Origin of the sequence: Paenalcaligenes hermetiae, assembly GCF_039543645.1 — a bacterium.
Classification (GTDB): Bacteria; Pseudomonadota; Gammaproteobacteria; order Burkholderiales; family Burkholderiaceae_B; genus Paenalcaligenes; species Paenalcaligenes hermetiae.
Genome location: NZ_BAABKD010000007.1, coordinates 40048 through 55378 on the forward strand (window position 1 = coordinate 40048; position 15331 = coordinate 55378).

Genomic DNA, 15331 nt, shown 5'->3' on the forward strand with positions numbered 1-15331 from the left:
AATATGGATTAATCATAGAGCGAAAACCATGCCTACACCTAATTCCCTTTCTACTCAGGTTGGCACGTCGTCCACGGCGACTCAGCGTTTAAAGCGGGCCTTTACTCGTGCCTTGTCTTCACAGTTGCACCCTAAAATGCTGGGGGCGCTGCTCTTGCCTTTTTTGGTGGCATTGATTGGAGCTGTTGTGTTGTTGTGGTTATTTTGGACGCCACTTAAAACACATATTGCCATATGGTTAGAGCAGTGGGGCATACTTGATGCACATGCTGATTTGTGGCTAGTAGGGGCGGGCTTGCTGGTCGTCAAAACATTCATTATTCCATTATTAGCTGCGGGTGCCTTATTACCTATAGCGGGGATTTTGGGGTTGATTGTATCCGCAGTTGTCGCCATGCCTATTGTGTTGTCCTTTGTACAACATCGCTATTTTCCTCAATTAAAACGCCAAGGCAAAAACGCATTTAGTTATAGTGTGATGAATGCCCTTTGGGTTGGTGTGCTTTTTTGCGTGGGCTGGTTATTAACTTTGCCCTTATGGCTCATAGCTCCACTCGCTGTGGTGCTGCCGGTGTGGTGGTGGGCTTTTGCTTTTACCCGCTTATTGCGGGTGGACTCGATGGTAGAGCATGCTAGCCTACAAGAGCGTAAGATCCTTTTAATGCGCCATCAAAAAGAATACTGGCTGATGGGGCTGTTGATGGCTTTGTTAAATTTAATCCCCCCAGCTTGGTTGGTGTTGCCCGTTTTTTCTGCGCTGGTCTTTGCCCATTTTAATTTAGCGGCACTGGCTGAGCTCCGAGCGGAAAATACCATTCATCAGCATGAGTTATCGCTATAACAGGATGTTTTATGCATAAACCCGCTATACGTTTAATTATTATTGGTGACGAAATTCTATCGGGACGTCGTCAGGATAAGCATTTTTCAAAGCTAGTGGAGCTGCTGAATGCGCGTGGGCTCCGTTTACATAGTGCGCAAATCATTTCCGATGATCCTGATCATATTGAAACCACACTAAAAGCGAGTTTTGCGACGGATGATATCGTGTTTAGTTGTGGTGGTATTGGTGCGACTCCTGATGACCAAACGCGTCAAGCTGCAGCACGCGCGCTGGGCGTAGATCTGGCGTTACACCCCGAAGCCGCGGCGCTTATTACCGAGCGCACACAAGAACAGGTCGGGAGCCAAACCGTTGATATGAGTTTACCGGAACACCAGCAGCGCTTACAGATGGGCGTGTTCCCGGTTGGCGCTGAAATCGTCCCGAACCCTTACAATAAAATCCCAGGCTTTTTTATTCATAACCATACATTTATGCCAGGTTTTCCTGTAATGGCGTGGCCGATGATGGAGTGGGTCTTAGATAATAAGTATGCCCATTTGCATCATTTAGATAATCAGGTCGAGTATTCTTTTTTGGCTTTTTCTTTGCCTGAGTCACGTATTACTCCGGCGTTACAGCAGGTCGAGAGCCAATGGCCAACAGTAAAGGCATTCAGCTTACCCAGCGTGGGAGATAATAGGCGTCGTCCGCATATAGAATTAGGCGTAAAGGGAGACCCTCAGGCGTGTACGGCTGCCTTAGCATTTTTAAAAGAGCAAGTTCAGCAATTAGGGGGTAAGTTGACCCCTATTGCAGAGTAAATGCTTGCCATCTTAGATGAAATTTCATAATATGGAATTGTTGCAATGCATCAACTTTTCCCACAATGCAAAGAGGGACTATCTTTTTGATCTCTAGTGACCGATACTATGCCAGCACCTAACCCAAGCTCCGGTTTGATTACGATTCAAGTTTTAGAGCGCGCCATGATTTTATTGGATGAATTAGCGCGTCAGTCTGAGCCTGTAGCTTTAAAAGATCTAGCCAAGTCCACAGGCCTACATACATCTACGGCTCATCGAATTTTAAATGATTTGGTTGTAGGGCGTTATGTAGAGCGTGTAGATAACGGTTTGTATCGTCTAGGTATGCGCTTGTTAGAGTTAGGCTCTTTAGTCAAAGGCCGTCTAAATGTGCGCGCAGCAGCCGTTGAGGCGATGCGTGAGCTACATAAAATTACTGGTCAGACGGTTAACCTTGCTTTGAAACAGGGCGATGAGATTGTGTATGTAGAGCGCTCGTGGAGTGAGAACTCTGGCATGCAGGTGGTGCGTGCTATCGGTGGACATGCACCGCTACATCTCACCTCCAGTGGTAAATTGTTTTTATCTGAGCTAGACACCCGACAAGTGCGAGCTTATGTCATGCGTACAGGGTTGGCGGGTAACACGCGCAATAGTATTACTCAGGTTGCTGACCTAGAAAAAGAGCTGGCTTTGGTACGTCGTCATGGTTATGCCCGTGATAACGAGGAGCTAGAATTAGGGGTGCGGTGCATTGCGGCAGGGATTTATGATGATACGGGTACGTTAGTAGCCGGCTTATCGCTTTCTGCTCCCTCTGAGCGTTTGCGTGATGCTTGGATTCCATTATTACAAGACACCGCACGCGACATTTCTGCCGCTTTAGGTTTTGAGCCTATGCGTCCTGAGCGTCAAGCTTAAGCGCGTACGTACAACCAACCTTCTTTTTGTTTTTGCACAATATAAGCAATCGCAGCAGGCACGACTTCTTGGGTCGTTGCCTGCTTTTTTATATTTTTAAGCGTGTTACTACAGAGTTTTAATAGGGGGTCTGTAGGGTGAGGTTGCGATAGTGCCATTTCAACGGCGCCGGCGTTTGCCACGATGATCACGTGAGCATCAGGTTCAGCGTGAAGAAAATGAGTGGCATTGTTGCGAGCACGTTGTAGTGAGTCGGCACATGCGGCATGTAGAAGAAGTTGGGTAGGTTTCATAATAAATAAAAGAAAAAAGTGTTGCTGTAGCGCAGCATATAAACCTTTTGTTTGTGGTTTAATTGGAAAGATAGCTTGACCTAACAGAGATAATAGGTAGAATGAATGTATTGCTGCAGTGCAGCATGGAAGGTTTATCCGTTGTGCGTTAACGGTTGAGGCCTTCGGTAATGTTGATCAATCAATGTCATATAGACGTTAAAGGAAACTACCATGAGCGTACCAGCACAACAGTTTTTAACCAACCAACAGCGTAATTTTGATAACTTAATCGCAGCACAAAATCATATTTTTTCTGGTTTTGAGCAGCTCGTAAATTTAAATATCCAGCTTTTTAAATCTTCTTTAGATGAAATTGCTGCCAAATCTCAACAAGTTGCTGGCTTACAAGATGTACAACAAGCAGCTGCTTTTGTAACAGAACTGGCTCAGCCTTCCGCTGAAAAAGTGCTTAACTACGGTAAAAGTGTATTTGAAGTAGTAAGTCAGGTTCAAAAGGAAATCACGGCTCTGACAGAAAAACAAATTGCAGACAATCAGCAACAAGCCGCTGAATTTGTTGAGCAGTTAGCTAAAAATGCACCGGCTGGCAGCGAGAGTGCTATTGCTCTTGTAAAGTCTGGGTTAGTTGCAGCAGGTAATGCTACAGATACGCTATTAAAAGCATCTCGTCAGGCTGCCGAGCTTAGCGAAGCTAACGTAAACGCTGCTACTGGTGCGGTAATGAAAACTGCCGAGCAAGCTGCCGAGGTTGTAGAGCAGAATATCGCGCGTGCTCGAAATACGAAATAATAGAATTGTCTTGCCTTGCTAGGGGTAGTAAAGCGCAAGGCAATAACATGGCATAGTTAGAATCATATCTATGCCATCCTGTGTGGTGTGTTGTTTTTTATAGCCCTTGGCTTTTGCTAAGGGCTTTTTTCTTTTTAATTACCGCTGTAGATTACGAATCGCATCTACGCAGTCACGAATAAGTAGGGGACCTTGGTAGATTAAGCCTGTATAAAGCTGGATAGCATTGGCACCTGCTTGGATTTTTTCTACTGCGTTTATTCCAGAGTTAATACCACCTACTCCGATAATAGGAAAATCTTTGCCAAGCTGACTACGTAACCGCTCGATGACTTTTAAAGAGAGTGTATGAACAGCTGGACCGGAAAGGCCGCCTTGTTCTTGTGCATGAGTTAACCCTGCGACATAGTCTCGGCTTAAGGTTGTATTGGTCGCAATAATGCCATCAATCTGGCACTGCTGCACCGCTGCAGCAATGCTATCGATTTGGCTTTGTTCCAGGTCGGGGGCAATTTTTACCGCGATGGGCACATAACGCTGATGCTGGGCTTGCAGTTGCTCGCGTCGTTGATTGAGAGCACCTAAGAGTTGCACCAGCTCATTTTCAGCTTGCAACGCGCGTAGGTTTTGCGTGTTAGGTGAAGATATATTAACGGTAATATAGTCTGCGTGCGCATACACCCCATCTAAACCTGTTAAATAGTCATCCGTTGCTTGCTCGATTGGGGTGGCGGCATTTTTACCGATATTTAGCCCGAGTATCCCTCCGGTATGGCGCCATTGGCTTTTTTGTACATTGCTTATAAATTGTTCTAAACCATCATTATTAAAGCCAAAGCGGTTGATTAGGCATTGCTTTGCAGGCAAGCGGAATAAACGGGGTTTAGGGTTACCCGCTTGTGCTAAAGGCGTAACCGTTCCGACTTCTACAAAACCAAAACCTAAAGAGCCAAGTGCATCAATATGAGCGCCGTTTTTATCGAGTCCTGCGGCCAAACCAACGGGATTTTTTAGCTTTAGCCCCATGAGTTCGGTAGGCAATAACAGCTCTTGGCTGATTAGTGGTTTGGCCCATTGATGGACGCGATCTAACCATCGTAGTGTGAACTCATGTGCTTGTTCTGCTTCCATTTGAAAAAGCGCGGGACGAACTAAACCGTAGGTGTGGAGTAAAAGTGACATATTAGGAGGCTGGGCTAACCCATTCACCATGTAAAAAAAGTTGATGAGGAGTAAAACGTGTTTTATAAGCCATTTTACGACTTTGTTCTATCCAATAGCCTAAATAAAGCCACGGCAAGTGATGTTGTTGGCAATATTGAATTTGCCATAAAATAGCAAAAGTACCCAAACCAGAAAGGTCCGGGTTAAAAAAGGTATACACGGCCGATAGTCCTTGCTCAACCTCATCAACCAAAGCGACCATTTGCACCCCATCCATATCGGAAAACTCAATCAGATAAGAATGTACGTGGCTACTCAATAAAAACTGGATATATTGAGACTTATCGTCGTTATCCATATCGGAGCCGGCATGGCGTGCTGCTTGATAACGTCGATACAGCGCATAATGCTCAGGGTTCCAGACTAAGGGACGGCGTGCGGCACGCAGGTGTTGATAACGCTTTAGTTGGCGCCGTTGGTTTTTAGTAGCCGTAAAATTAAGGGTATCAATACGAATGGGCACGCAGGCTTGACAATGATCGCAGTGTGGGCGATAGGTAAAAGTGCCACTGCGTCTAAAGCCTAAATCAATCAGGCGTCCATAATAGGAGCTATGTATAAGATGAGACGGCGCGGCAACTAAAGAACGAGCGCGCTGGCCGCTTAAATAGCTGCAATCATAGCTAGAGGTTGTGTAAAACTGAATCGCTGTTGGCAGAGGTGGTTCTATCGTACCCATTGTTATGTCCTATTGCAGAGCGATCCACTGGCCTTGCGCAGAGAGCTGACCGACATGCCATGGTGTAGGGGGAGCGGAGGTGTATTGTTGTAAAAGCTCGATAAAAGTGCTGCGAGGTACGGTATGTGCTCCTAAAGACAGCAGGTGAGCCGTTTCTTGTTGGCAATCAATATATGGAATCCCAAGCTGTAACAAGCAACGTGTCAGATAATAAAGCGCCACTTTGCTTGCATCTGAAACCAAACTAAACATGGACTCACCAAAGAAAAAACGTCCAATTTTCACTCCATAGAGACCACCAACTAATTGATTGTCCTGCCAAACTTCAATGCTATGGGCGTATTTTTGAAGGTGGAGCTGATAATAAGCTTGAATGATCTCATCAGAAATCCAGGTGCCTTCTTGGTATTGGCGTACGGCCGCACATTGCTGGATCACAGCAAGAAAATCCACATCGGTGGTAATACGCCAGCGAGCATTGCTATCTTGTTCTTGGCGTGCGATACGGCGGCATGTTTTGGCTAAAGACTTAGAGAGTTTAAAAGCATCACAGCGCAAAATGGCACGAGGGTCCGGTGACCACCATAAAACAGGCTCACCCGGGTTATACCAGGGAAATAAGCCCTGTTGGTAGGCTTGTAACAAGCGGGGAGTCGATAGATCGGCCCCCGCGGCCAGTAATCCATTAGCTAAGGCCGTAGAGACGGGAGGAAAAGGCTCATCCGCGTCTATCCAAGGAATAGAAATCAATGGCATCGTGCTAATTAGTGATTTTCATCCAAGCTGTAATAATGAATGGAAAATTGTCCTTTTTTAGCATCGGCTAAATAGTGTTCTAGCGTGGTGCTAACCGTCCTAAAGGATAAATTATCCCAAGGGATAGCATCAAACTCAAAATAACGGGCCTCAAGGGATTCAGGGCCAGGGTTAAGCTCTGGCTGAGTGATAGTCGCCAAATAAAAAATATGAACCTGCCCAGCCGAAGGAACGTCAATGACAGAAAACAATGGCCCAAGTTCAATACCAGCAATACCAGCTTCCTCGTCGGCTTCACGTAATGCGCCTTCTGCTGATGTTTCTTTAAGTTCCATAAAGCCAGCGGGCAAAGTCCAAGTGTTATAGCGTGGCTCAATAGCACGCTTACACAACAAAATCTTATTTTCCCAAATAGGAATCACGCCTACAACATTACGGGGATTTTGATAATGGACGGAACCACATTGCAAACAGACATCGCGCACACGGTTATCATCAGGTGGAATAATACGGGCTAACGGGTTGGCGCATTGAGTACAATAATGCAGCGAGCGTGGATTAGGAAAATAGAAGTCGGAAGGTTTGGTCGTCATAGTGTTCCACATTTTTATAGGTTGTGATTGATTGTAGAACAGTTGGCGTAAATGATGTAGGGTGACCCAAGCCTTATTAGGGTTAGTCTAGATACAAAAAAGCCGCTTAAATAAAGCGGCTTTTTAAAACTGGAGGCGCAAACCGGAATCGAACCGATCTACACGGATTTGCAATCCGGTGCATAACCACTCTGCCATTGCGCCAGCTAAAAAAAGAGTATAGCAAAATGACAAAAAATTAGCAAGAAATAAGCCCAAAGAAGACTAGGTTTGTTTAAAAATATAAAAATTATGCCTGCAAAGACAGGTTGTTATTTTTAGGAGGGGAGCAATGAGCCCAAAGAATCTGATGCGACGTTTACCGCGTGCTTTTTATGAGGAGGCTGATTGTGCGCAAGTCGCTCAACGCTTATTAGGAAAATTTCTTGTGCATGAGAGGGGTAATAAAAAGTATGTGGGACGTATTGTAGAAACAGAAGCCTATTTAGGTCCGCATGATCTGGCTGCCCACTCATCGAAAGGGGTGACGGCGCGCACTCAGGTTATGTTTGGTGCAGCGGGACATGCTTATGTCTATTTGATTTATGGTATTCACCACTGCATGAATGTAGTGACAGGGCCGCTGGGCAGTGGATCTGCTGTGTTGATACGCGCCGTAGAGCCAATAGAGGGCATTGAGCTGCCTACGCATGGGCCTGGCCGGTTATGTAAAGCGATGGAAATTGATCGGCGTCACAATGGCTTGGATGTATGCGATGGGCCGTTATATATTGCTGATGCACCTGAAGTAGCGGTAGCTTCTATAGTAAAAACCACTCGTGTGGGTGTGGACTATGCAGGTGTATGGGCGCAGAAGCTATTGCGTTTCTATGAAAAAGATAATGCTTTTGTTTCAAAAAAGTAACTAAGCCGTAAAAACGGCTTAGTAAAAACAGATAAGGGATTAAGTGCGGCTCGATAGGGTGTTTTTAATTTTTTGATCGGTTTTATATTGGCTTAGAGCATAGGTTGCCCAGATAGCGGCAGGAATCCAGCCAATTAACGTGATCTGCAAAATTAGGCAAATAATACCGGCAATAGGGCGACCGATGGTAAAGAACACCGCAAAAGGTAAAAAGATAGCAAGTAAAAGACGCATTACATCATCCTAAGAATCAAAACAGTCGCCGCTATTATAAAAGCCGGTTCACAATCGATCGTAAAAAATTGTGTCAATAGCCAAGAGTGGAGCCATCTGGGTTGCGCGGGTCAGAGTAGCCCCAGAGCATATCGCCCTCGCGTTGAATGGTTTGGGTGCGGCCCATAGAGGCTTTGATATTGACTTGATGTCCGCGCTCTTCGAGTAAGCGGATGGTATCTACGTTGAAACCTTGCTCTACACGGAGCTCATCGGGTGTCCATTGGTGGTGGACGCGCAAAGCAGAAGCCGCTTCGGCTGGGTTCATGTCGTAATCAATTTTATTTACCACTGTTTGTAGCACTGTAGTAATAATACGCGCACCCCCGGGGCTACCTGTTACTAAAACGGGCTTACCGTCTTTTAGCACAAGGGTAGGCGTCATGGAGGATAAAGGACGCTTGCCAGCGGCAACCGCATTGGCCTCTCCACCGACTAAGCCATAAGCATTGGCTACTCCGGGTTTTGCTGAAAAATCATCCATTTCATTATTTAATAAAATACCCGTACCTTTAGCAACAATGCCCGTCCCAAAATTTGTATTCAATGTATAGGTGACAGCAACTGCGTTCCCAAAACGGTCCATAATGGAGTAATGGGTGGTTTGGTCGCTTTCATAGGGTAATGGGTTGCCCGGCTTAATCTGCTGAGCTGGTGTGGCTTTGTCGTTGATGCGCTGTGCGAGATTGTCCGCGTAATGCTTGGAAATGAGACCTTCTAGGGGGACTTTCACAAAATCTGGGTCACCGAGATACTCTGCACGATCGGCATAGGCTAGTTTCATGCTTTCAGCCATGTAATGAACGGATTGCGCACTATTGTGTCCCCATTCGCCTAGAGGCCAGCGCTCAAGTATATTCAGAATCTGGACTAAGTGGGCGCCCCCCGATGAGGGAGGAGGCATGGTGACGATATCATATCCGCGATAACGGCCATGGACAGGCTGACGCTCCACGGCTTGATAGGCCGCCAGATCAGCAAGGCGGATCGCGCCAGGATAAGGTTGCATTTCTGCTGCAATTTTTTTAGCAATTTCGCCTTGATAAAAAGCATAGCTGCCTTGGTCGGCAATGAGACGCAAGGACTGGGCTAAGTCTTTTTGAATGAGCCGATCGCCTGCTTTTAAAGGGGCACCATTACGCCAAAATATAGCGGTTGTGGCAGGCCACTTGCCCATTTCCTTGGCCGATGCGGCTAAGACTTTTGCTAGAGTTTCACTAACAATAAACCCATTTTCAGCTAAGTCTATGGCCGGCTGCATCACCTGTTTTAGTGGCAGGGAGCCCCATTTTTTTAGCGCGTGCTCTAAGCCGGCAACCGTGCCAGGCACCCCCACGGCATAGTGAGTGAAAAGCGATTTGCCATCAATGACATCACCGTTCTCATCGAGGTAAAGATCCCGATGGGCGCCGCTTGGTGCTACCTCACGAAAATCGAGGGCGATGGATTGCTGGCTTTGGGCATCGTGATACATCATAAATCCGCCGCCACCGATATTACCGGCGTTAGGCAGCACAACGGCCAAAGCAAAACCAACAGCAACGGCTGCATCTACTGCATTGCCGCCTTGTTGGAGAATCTGTAGGCCAACCGCCGAGGCGAGATGGTGCTCAGAGGCAACCATGCCATGCTTAGCTACGACAGGATGAAAAACGGAAAGCGTATGGTCATAGGCGGCCGCCACCGCTTGGGCGGCGGCGGTTTGAGCTGGGGGTTGATGAGGGGGATGCGCGCAAGCGGTAAGTAGCGCTAAAATTGCAGCGCCAGCGCTTAAACGAGTAAAAAGCATGGAGTTAGTTCGCATTGATTTGCTCCCGTAAGGCAAATTTCTGTACCTTGCCGGTAGAGGTACGAGTTAATTCGCCAAAAATATATTTTTTAGGTAGTTTGTAGCGGGCTAGGTGTTGTTCGCAATGCTGGTGTAACTGCTTTTCATCCGCATGCTGGCCGGGGCGCAGCTCGACAAAAGCAGCGGGCACCTCGCCCCATTTTTCATCCTTAAGAGCAACCACAGCAACGGCGGCCACGGCAGGATGTAATAACAAAGCCTCTTCGATCTCTAGTGAAGCAATATTTTCACCGCCAGAGATAATCACATCTTTAGCTCGGTCGCGGATTTTGATGTATCCGTCGGGGTCGACCACACCTAAGTCACCCGAGTGAAACCAGCCGCCGGCAAAGGCCTCGGCTGTAGCTGCTGGGTTTTTTAAGTAGCCTTTCATGACAATATTGCCGCGGAACATGATTTCGCCAATGGTTTCCCCATCCCAGGGCACGGGTTCCATGGTGATAGGATCCAGGACGGCAACATCTTGCTCTAGGGGGTAGCGTACACCCTGCCGGCTATTTTTTTCTACGCGCTCATCAATAGATAGGGAAGCCCATTCGGGTTGTTTGGTACAGCCCACGGCAGGACCATAGGTTTCGGTTAAGCCATACACATGCGTCAGGTCAAAACCGATTTCTTCCATGCGCTTGAAAACAGAAGCGGGTGGTGGGGCGCCAGCGATTAAACCATGGACGGTATGATCGATGCCCTCTCGCCAAGCATCGGGGGCGTCGGCAATCATGGTATGCACAATGGGAGCGCCACAATAGTATTCGATGCGGTGCTCGCGGATTTGATCCAAAATGACCTTAACATCTACGCGACGTAGGCACACATTTGTGCCGGCGAGCAGCGCCATCACCCATGGAAAACACCAGCCATTGCAATGAAATAGCGGTAAGGTCCACAAATAAGTCGGGTGTGCAGGCATTTGTGCGGCAAGTGCATTGCTTAGAGCTGCCAGATAGGCTCCGCGGTGATGGGTGACTACCCCTTTAGGGTTGCCCGTGGTGCCAGAAGTATAGCCAAGAGCAATAGCATTCCACTCGTCACTAGGTAGCTGCCAATCAAAGTTTGGGTCGCCTTGAGCGATAAAGGCTTCGTATTCGATATCGCCAATACGACCTCCTTGTGTAAAGTGGGCATCATCCACATCAATCACATAGGGCTTAGGTCCTGTCATTAGCGCTAAAGCTTGTTGGATCACCCCTGAAAATTCCGGGTCGACCAAAATCGCTTTACATTGGCTGTGGTCTAGCATGAATGCCAGGCTTTCAGGGTTAAGGCGGATATTAAGGGTGTTTAATACCGCGCCAGTCATAGGCACCCCAAAATGCGCTTCATACATTGCTGGAATATTGGGAAGCATGGTGCTGACCGTGTCTCCCTCTCCGATACCTTTTTGACTCAAAGCAGAAGCGAGTTGTTTGCAGCGTTGGTAGGTTTGAGCCCAGGTAAAGCGACGCTGGTGATAAATGACTGAGGTAAGTTGTGGGTGGACAACAGCGGTACGCTCAATAAAACTAAGCGGGGATAACGGGACGTAGTTGGCTGCGTTTTTATCTAAGCCATGGTTGTAAGGGTTTTGTCTCTCCATGTGGATTCTCCGCGTATCAAAATGATTGTGATGAACGGTTCCAGTTTGGTGTGCGTTTTTCAATAAAAGCATCAATGCCTTCTGCGGCATCCTCTTCCATCATATTTTTTGCCATGACCTCGGCTGCATAGGCATATGCAGAGGCCAAATCCATTTGTTGTTGCTTGTAAAACATGGACTTGCCGTAGCGAATCGCGGCCGGGCTTTTAGTGAGTATAGTCGCTACTTTTTGTGCAACAGCTTCGTTTAAAGCTTCAGGGGCAACGGCTTCGTTAATTAATCCCCATTGAGCTGCGGTTTGCGCATCAATGAAGCGTCCAGTAACAAGCATATCAAAAGCATGTTTAGTAGGGATGTTTCTGGATAAAGCAACAGCGGGACTTGAGCAAAACAAACCTACATTGATACCTGAAACGGCAAACTGAGCCTCTGTAGAGGCAATAGCCAGATCACAGCTGGCAACGAGCTGGCAGCCTGCAGCGGTTGCGATACCATGAACGCGGGCGATGACCGGTACAGGAAGCTGTTGAATGCTTTGCATGACCCCGGCGCATTGCTGAAAAAGCTGTTGGTAATAATCTAACCGAGGTTTGCCGCGCATCTGTTTTAAATCGTGTCCAGCACTAAAAGCTTTGCCTGCTGCTGCGAGTACCACGCAGCGTACGCTGGTGTCTTCTGCGATTTGGTCTAAGTGCTGTTGGAGCGAGTCGAGTAACTCTTCAGAAAGTGCGTTATAGCGCTCAGGACGATTGAGCTCTAGAGTGGTGATGCCATTGTGATCGGCGCGAAGCACTAGTTCAGAGGAGGGGGATTGCATTTGTCTACTCCACAGTTAATAGTCTTTATTTACTAATCTTACCTGTGGAATATGAGTTTGCAACTAGGAAAGTGGAGTAGATGATAAATATAAAAAAAGCCCTTGATTACAATCAAGGGCTTTTTAAATTCTGGAGCGGGAAACGAGACTCGAACTCGCGACTTCAACCTTGGCAAGGTTGCGCTCTACCAACTGAGCTATTCCCGCATTTTATTGGGCTGATTCCCAATGATTTGAAATTTTATCCTAGATTTTTTATGTTGTCAACCGTTTTGTTTTTCGGTTCAATCTAGGTGAAAATCAAATTAAAAAATAATTGTAATCAAGTCTGGTGTGTTTGTCAAGCTAATCCGTCTTGATTACGTGGCAACAAACAACTAGGCTCGCTGCAAAAACATAACTATATAGGAAAAATATAGGTCTTGTCAAATATTTTTGAAAAAAAATAAAAAATGCGCCATGATGAGCGCTATTGTGTGTGTTTTTATATGGATGTTACCGGTGCAAATAACCTCAAATATGTGCTTGCAAGCCTTAAATACTTTGGCTTTACCCGCTGTGGCGAAACAGTTTTTATGTTTTGAGAATGAAGCACAGCTACCTGAGTTGCAAGAGAAAATACAAACCTCGTCAAAAAGATGGGTATTAGGTGGTGGAAGCAATATGGTGATGGCTGATACTGTTGATGCCTTATTGATCCATATGCAAAACAAAGGGATTCGTTTAATAGCGCAGCAGGGGGATGAGGTATGGGTGGAGGCACAGGCAGGTGAGGTCTGGCATGATTTTGTTCATTATTGTTTGGACCAGGGCTGGTATGGCCTAGAGAACTTGGCTTTGATTCCTGGTACGGTTGGTGCGGCGCCAGTACAAAATATTGGTGCGTATGGAATAGAACTGCAGCAGGTTGTGCATGCGGTGAAAGTATGGGATTTTTTGACGGCACAATATTTGTGGTTAGATACAGCGGACTGCCAGTTCGCCTATAGGGATAGCTTTTTTAAACGAGCTCCCCAGGGGCGCTATATGATTGTTGCGGTGCAGTTTAAATTAGTGACGGCGGGGGCGTGGACACCGATATTGCGTTATCCGGATTTGCAGCATCACCCGCTTTTACAGAAAACACCTATAACAGCGCAAGCGGTTTTTCAGGCGGTAATGGCGATTCGTCAACAAAAACTCCCTGATCCCGCTGTGCTGGCGAATGCAGGGAGCTTTTTTAAAAACCCTATTGTAACTACGGCGCATTATGAGCAGCTGTTAGCACAGTATCCAGACTTGGTTGCATACCCTTACCAAGGCCAGTATAAGCTAGCAGCAGGTTGGTTGATTGATCATGCTGGCTGGAAGGGTAAACGCCTAGGCCCTGTTGGGATGCACAAAAACCAAGCATTGGTTTTAGTGAATTATGGTGGAGCAAGAGCAGCCGATGTGGCGGCTTTGGTGCAGCAAGTTCAGCAGCAGGTGTTTGAGCTTTTTCAAGTGCAGCTAGAGCAAGAGCCTATTGCTGTGCAATAAGGCTGGTCCATGATAATCCATAGCCCCCAAACTGGGCAGGGGGCATAGAAAATGGCTTTAGCTACCTAACACGTCCTGCATAGTATAGAGGCCATGACTTTTGCCTTTTAGGAAGCGCGCAGCGCGCAAGCTGCCTTGTGCATAGGTAGTGCGGTTACTGGAGCGATGCGTGATTTCAATACGCTCCCCTTCGCCACAAAAGTACACAGTATGATCACCAATAATATCGCCACCGCGCACCACGGAAAAGCCAATGCGGCCATCTTCTCGGGCTCCAGTGTGGCCGTAGCGTGTCCAGTCAGCCACATCGTTTAGGTTGACCCCCCACGTTTTTGCAATGGCCTCGCCCATAGCTAGCGCCGTGCCTGAAGGAGCGTCGACTTTATTGCGGTGATGGGCTTCGAATACCTCTGCATCAAAGCCTTCTTGCATTAGCTTAGCGGCAAGCTCAATGAGGCGCAGGGTAACGTTAACACCCACACTCATATTGGGAGCAAAAACAATAGCGATTTGCTCAGCGGCTTGTTGAATGCGTGCTTTTTGTTCCTCGTTAAAACCCGTAGTGCCGATGATGAGCTGGCAATTATGAGCTAGGCATGCAGTGACATGATTCATTGTCCCTTCTGGGCGGGTAAAGTCGATCAAGCAATCCGCCTGCTGTAGTTGGCTCAAGTCATCGCTAATCAACACGCCAGTTTCTTTGCCTAGAAATGCACCCGCATCTTTGCCGATCGCATCTGAGCCAGTGTGGTCTAGAGCAACCGCAAGCTGCATATCATGACTGGATAAAACGGCTTCAATCAACATACGACCCATGCGGCCGTTAGCGCCTGCAATAGCAATACGCATAAAAATTCCTTTGTTAAGTAAATCAGTCCAAGAGAGCGAAACGCCGATGTACTAGCGCAAGGGCTCGACTTCCATGACGGCACTTTCTGGGTGAGATTCCAGAGGACGAGTGACGGGCTCATCGTTGGGGGTGTTTTTAATAGCAGAAGCCCCTGAGTCCGACTGTTCAAAGGGTTGTCGGTTGGGTTGCTGATCCCCTTCCCAGCGAACGAGTACATCGTCTTCGAACCAAACAGTAAATAACCGTAACTCTTCTTTGCCGTAACCTGGTTTATGATAGTACGGGTATTCCCAGCGATCGCTGTGGAAAATGTCCTGCAGGGTTGGGCTACCAAGTAAAAAGCGAACCTGCTCGCGGGTCATGCCGACCTCTAGGCGTTCAATTTGGGCGGTAGTTAACCAGTTTCCCTGTTGTACAGGAGCCTTGTAGGGGAAGCCCCATTTGCTACCGCTGCAGGCGCTAAGAGTCAAAGCCGTCATACCTGCGATTAGGCCTATGCGCAAGAGAGTGGAGTATTTTTTTGCGTTCATTGCGTTACTTTGCCCCTGTTAGGATAAAATCGTTATCATATAAGGGTTTATAGAAATGCGCATCGTGTGCATTGTGAAATCACCTCGAAATCCGTCTGCATTATGCAGTGCGGGCAACGAGCCTTAC

17 protein-coding genes and 2 tRNA genes are annotated in these 15331 nt (G+C 47.2%); 6 read left to right on the top strand and 13 right to left on the bottom strand.

What is annotated here, in order from left to right:
• Nucleotides 1–28 precede the first annotated feature (28 nt).
• The 3 genes from ABD980_RS04020 to ABD980_RS04030 all read left to right on the top strand — a co-directional run bounded on the left by ABD980_RS04020 (nucleotide 29) and on the right by ABD980_RS04030 (nucleotide 2550).
• Nucleotides 29–841 (top strand): EI24 domain-containing protein, encoded by an 813-nt coding sequence (locus tag ABD980_RS04020; protein WP_300647697.1) that lies wholly within the window; start codon nucleotides 29–31, stop codon nucleotides 839–841.
• Nucleotides 842–852: 11 nt separating this feature from the next.
• The gene (locus ABD980_RS04025; RefSeq protein WP_260649935.1) at nucleotides 853–1647 is read left to right on the top strand and encodes a competence/damage-inducible protein A; all 795 of its coding nucleotides are present in this window, start codon (nucleotides 853–855) and stop codon (nucleotides 1645–1647) included.
• Between the two features lie 108 nt (nucleotides 1648–1755).
• A complete protein-coding gene (locus ABD980_RS04030; RefSeq protein WP_260649984.1) occupies nucleotides 1756–2550 on the top strand; it encodes an IclR family transcriptional regulator in 795 nt (264 codons plus the stop codon).
• On the opposite strand, the gene ABD980_RS04035 is transcribed toward ABD980_RS04030, so the two are convergent.
• Nucleotides 2547–2843, bottom strand: a complete 297-nt coding sequence (locus tag ABD980_RS04035; protein ID WP_300647699.1) for a DsrE family protein — start codon at nucleotides 2841–2843, stop codon at nucleotides 2547–2549. The two genes, ABD980_RS04030 and ABD980_RS04035, sit on opposite strands and share 4 nt — an antisense overlap.
• Before the next feature lie 213 nt (nucleotides 2844–3056).
• Between ABD980_RS04035 and phaP the strand changes: the two genes are divergently transcribed.
• Nucleotides 3057–3635, top strand: coding sequence for a TIGR01841 family phasin (phaP, locus tag ABD980_RS04040; protein ID WP_300647701.1), 579 nt, complete (start codon nucleotides 3057–3059; stop codon nucleotides 3633–3635).
• 138 nt (nucleotides 3636–3773) lie between these two features.
• Here the strand turns inward: phaP and ABD980_RS04045 are convergent, their stop codons facing one another.
• From ABD980_RS04045 to ABD980_RS04065, 5 genes are all read right to left on the bottom strand, one after another.
• Nucleotides 3774–4817 carry a quinone-dependent dihydroorotate dehydrogenase gene (locus tag ABD980_RS04045; protein ID WP_345369791.1) on the bottom strand — a complete coding sequence of 348 codons (1044 nt, stop codon included), beginning with the start codon at nucleotides 4815–4817 and terminating at the stop codon, nucleotides 3774–3776.
• Between the two features lies 1 nt (nucleotide 4818).
• Nucleotides 4819–5538, bottom strand: a complete 720-nt coding sequence (locus ABD980_RS04050; RefSeq protein WP_345369793.1) for an arginyltransferase — start codon at nucleotides 5536–5538, stop codon at nucleotides 4819–4821.
• A 9-nt stretch (nucleotides 5539–5547) separates the two neighbouring features.
• Entirely contained in the window at nucleotides 5548–6285 is a 738-nt protein-coding gene (aat, locus tag ABD980_RS04055) for a leucyl/phenylalanyl-tRNA--protein transferase (RefSeq protein ID WP_377536195.1), read from the bottom strand.
• 17 nt (nucleotides 6286–6302) lie between these two features.
• Nucleotides 6303–6887 (bottom strand): NUDIX hydrolase, encoded by a 585-nt coding sequence (locus ABD980_RS04060; protein WP_345369798.1) that lies wholly within the window; start codon nucleotides 6885–6887, stop codon nucleotides 6303–6305.
• Between the two features lie 130 nt (nucleotides 6888–7017).
• Nucleotides 7018–7091 (bottom strand) — tRNA-Cys (locus tag ABD980_RS04065).
• Nucleotides 7092–7218: 127 nt separating this feature from the next.
• Here ABD980_RS04065 and ABD980_RS04070 point away from each other — a divergent pair.
• Complete coding sequence (locus tag ABD980_RS04070) at nucleotides 7219–7791, top strand: DNA-3-methyladenine glycosylase (RefSeq protein ID WP_300647706.1); 573 nt, start codon at nucleotides 7219–7221, stop codon at nucleotides 7789–7791.
• A gap of 39 nt (nucleotides 7792–7830) precedes the next feature.
• Here ABD980_RS04070 and ABD980_RS04075 read toward each other — a convergent pair whose 3' ends face one another.
• The 5 genes from ABD980_RS04075 to ABD980_RS04095 form a co-directional block, all read right to left on the bottom strand.
• Nucleotides 7831–8025: a YqaE/Pmp3 family membrane protein gene (locus tag ABD980_RS04075; protein ID WP_345369801.1), complete on the bottom strand. Its 195-nt coding sequence runs from the start codon at nucleotides 8023–8025 to the stop codon at nucleotides 7831–7833.
• A 73-nt stretch (nucleotides 8026–8098) separates the two neighbouring features.
• On the bottom strand, nucleotides 8099–9868 hold the full coding sequence (ggt, locus tag ABD980_RS04080) for a gamma-glutamyltransferase (protein WP_425571451.1): 1770 nt from the start codon (nucleotides 9866–9868) through the stop codon (nucleotides 8099–8101).
• Nucleotides 9858–11489, bottom strand: coding sequence for an acyl-CoA synthetase (locus tag ABD980_RS04085; RefSeq protein WP_345369803.1), 1632 nt, complete (start codon nucleotides 11487–11489; stop codon nucleotides 9858–9860). Before ABD980_RS04085 ends, ggt begins: the two co-directional genes overlap by 11 nt.
• A gap of 16 nt (nucleotides 11490–11505) precedes the next feature.
• Nucleotides 11506–12306 carry an enoyl-CoA hydratase gene (locus ABD980_RS04090; protein WP_345369805.1) on the bottom strand — a complete coding sequence of 267 codons (801 nt, stop codon included), beginning with the start codon at nucleotides 12304–12306 and terminating at the stop codon, nucleotides 11506–11508.
• 131 nt (nucleotides 12307–12437) lie between these two features.
• Nucleotides 12438–12513 (bottom strand) — tRNA-Gly (locus ABD980_RS04095).
• 285 nt (nucleotides 12514–12798) lie between these two features.
• Between ABD980_RS04095 and murB the strand changes: the two genes are divergently transcribed.
• Nucleotides 12799–13824 carry a UDP-N-acetylmuramate dehydrogenase gene (gene murB, locus ABD980_RS04100; RefSeq protein ID WP_345369897.1) on the top strand — a complete coding sequence of 342 codons (1026 nt, stop codon included), beginning with the start codon at nucleotides 12799–12801 and terminating at the stop codon, nucleotides 13822–13824.
• A gap of 57 nt (nucleotides 13825–13881) precedes the next feature.
• Here murB and dapB read toward each other — a convergent pair whose 3' ends face one another.
• Entirely contained in the window at nucleotides 13882–14673 is a 792-nt protein-coding gene (gene dapB / locus ABD980_RS04105; protein WP_345369807.1) for a 4-hydroxy-tetrahydrodipicolinate reductase, read from the bottom strand.
• Nucleotides 14674–14724: 51 nt separating this feature from the next.
• The gene (locus tag ABD980_RS04110) at nucleotides 14725–15153 is read right to left on the bottom strand and encodes an outer membrane protein assembly factor BamE (RefSeq protein ID WP_377536066.1); all 429 of its coding nucleotides are present in this window, start codon (nucleotides 15151–15153) and stop codon (nucleotides 14725–14727) included.
• Nucleotides 15154–15331 lie beyond the last annotated feature (178 nt).

Bases quoted from the DNA above. Each gene is read 5' to 3' on its own strand.
- ABD980_RS04020 (WP_300647697.1), top strand. From the start codon at position 29: ATGCCTACACCTAATTCCCTTTCTACTCAGGTTGGCACGTCGTCCACG.
- ABD980_RS04025 (WP_260649935.1), top strand. From the start codon at position 853: ATGCATAAACCCGCTATACGTTTAATTATTATTGGTGACGAAATTCTA.
- ABD980_RS04030 (WP_260649984.1), top strand. From the start codon at position 1,756: ATGCCAGCACCTAACCCAAGCTCCGGTTTGATTACGATTCAAGTTTTA.
- ABD980_RS04035 (WP_300647699.1), bottom strand. From the start codon at position 2,843: ATGAAACCTACCCAACTTCTTCTACATGCCGCATGTGCCGACTCACTA.
- phaP (WP_300647701.1), top strand. From the start codon at position 3,057: ATGAGCGTACCAGCACAACAGTTTTTAACCAACCAACAGCGTAATTTT.
- ABD980_RS04045 (WP_345369791.1), bottom strand. From the start codon at position 4,817: ATGTCACTTTTACTCCACACCTACGGTTTAGTTCGTCCCGCGCTTTTT.
- ABD980_RS04050 (WP_345369793.1), bottom strand. From the start codon at position 5,538: ATGGGTACGATAGAACCACCTCTGCCAACAGCGATTCAGTTTTACACA.
- ABD980_RS04060 (WP_345369798.1), bottom strand. From the start codon at position 6,887: ATGACGACCAAACCTTCCGACTTCTATTTTCCTAATCCACGCTCGCTG.
- ABD980_RS04070 (WP_300647706.1), top strand. From the start codon at position 7,219: ATGAGCCCAAAGAATCTGATGCGACGTTTACCGCGTGCTTTTTATGAG.
- ABD980_RS04075 (WP_345369801.1), bottom strand. From the start codon at position 8,025: ATGCGTCTTTTACTTGCTATCTTTTTACCTTTTGCGGTGTTCTTTACC.
- ggt (WP_425571451.1), bottom strand. From the start codon at position 9,868: ATGCGAACTAACTCCATGCTTTTTACTCGTTTAAGCGCTGGCGCTGCA.
- ABD980_RS04085 (WP_345369803.1), bottom strand. From the start codon at position 11,489: ATGGAGAGACAAAACCCTTACAACCATGGCTTAGATAAAAACGCAGCC.
- ABD980_RS04090 (WP_345369805.1), bottom strand. From the start codon at position 12,306: ATGCAATCCCCCTCCTCTGAACTAGTGCTTCGCGCCGATCACAATGGC.
- murB (WP_345369897.1), top strand. From the start codon at position 12,799: ATGTTACCGGTGCAAATAACCTCAAATATGTGCTTGCAAGCCTTAAAT.
- dapB (WP_345369807.1), bottom strand. From the start codon at position 14,673: ATGCGTATTGCTATTGCAGGCGCTAACGGCCGCATGGGTCGTATGTTG.
- ABD980_RS04110 (WP_377536066.1), bottom strand. From the start codon at position 15,153: ATGACGGCTTTGACTCTTAGCGCCTGCAGCGGTAGCAAATGGGGCTTC.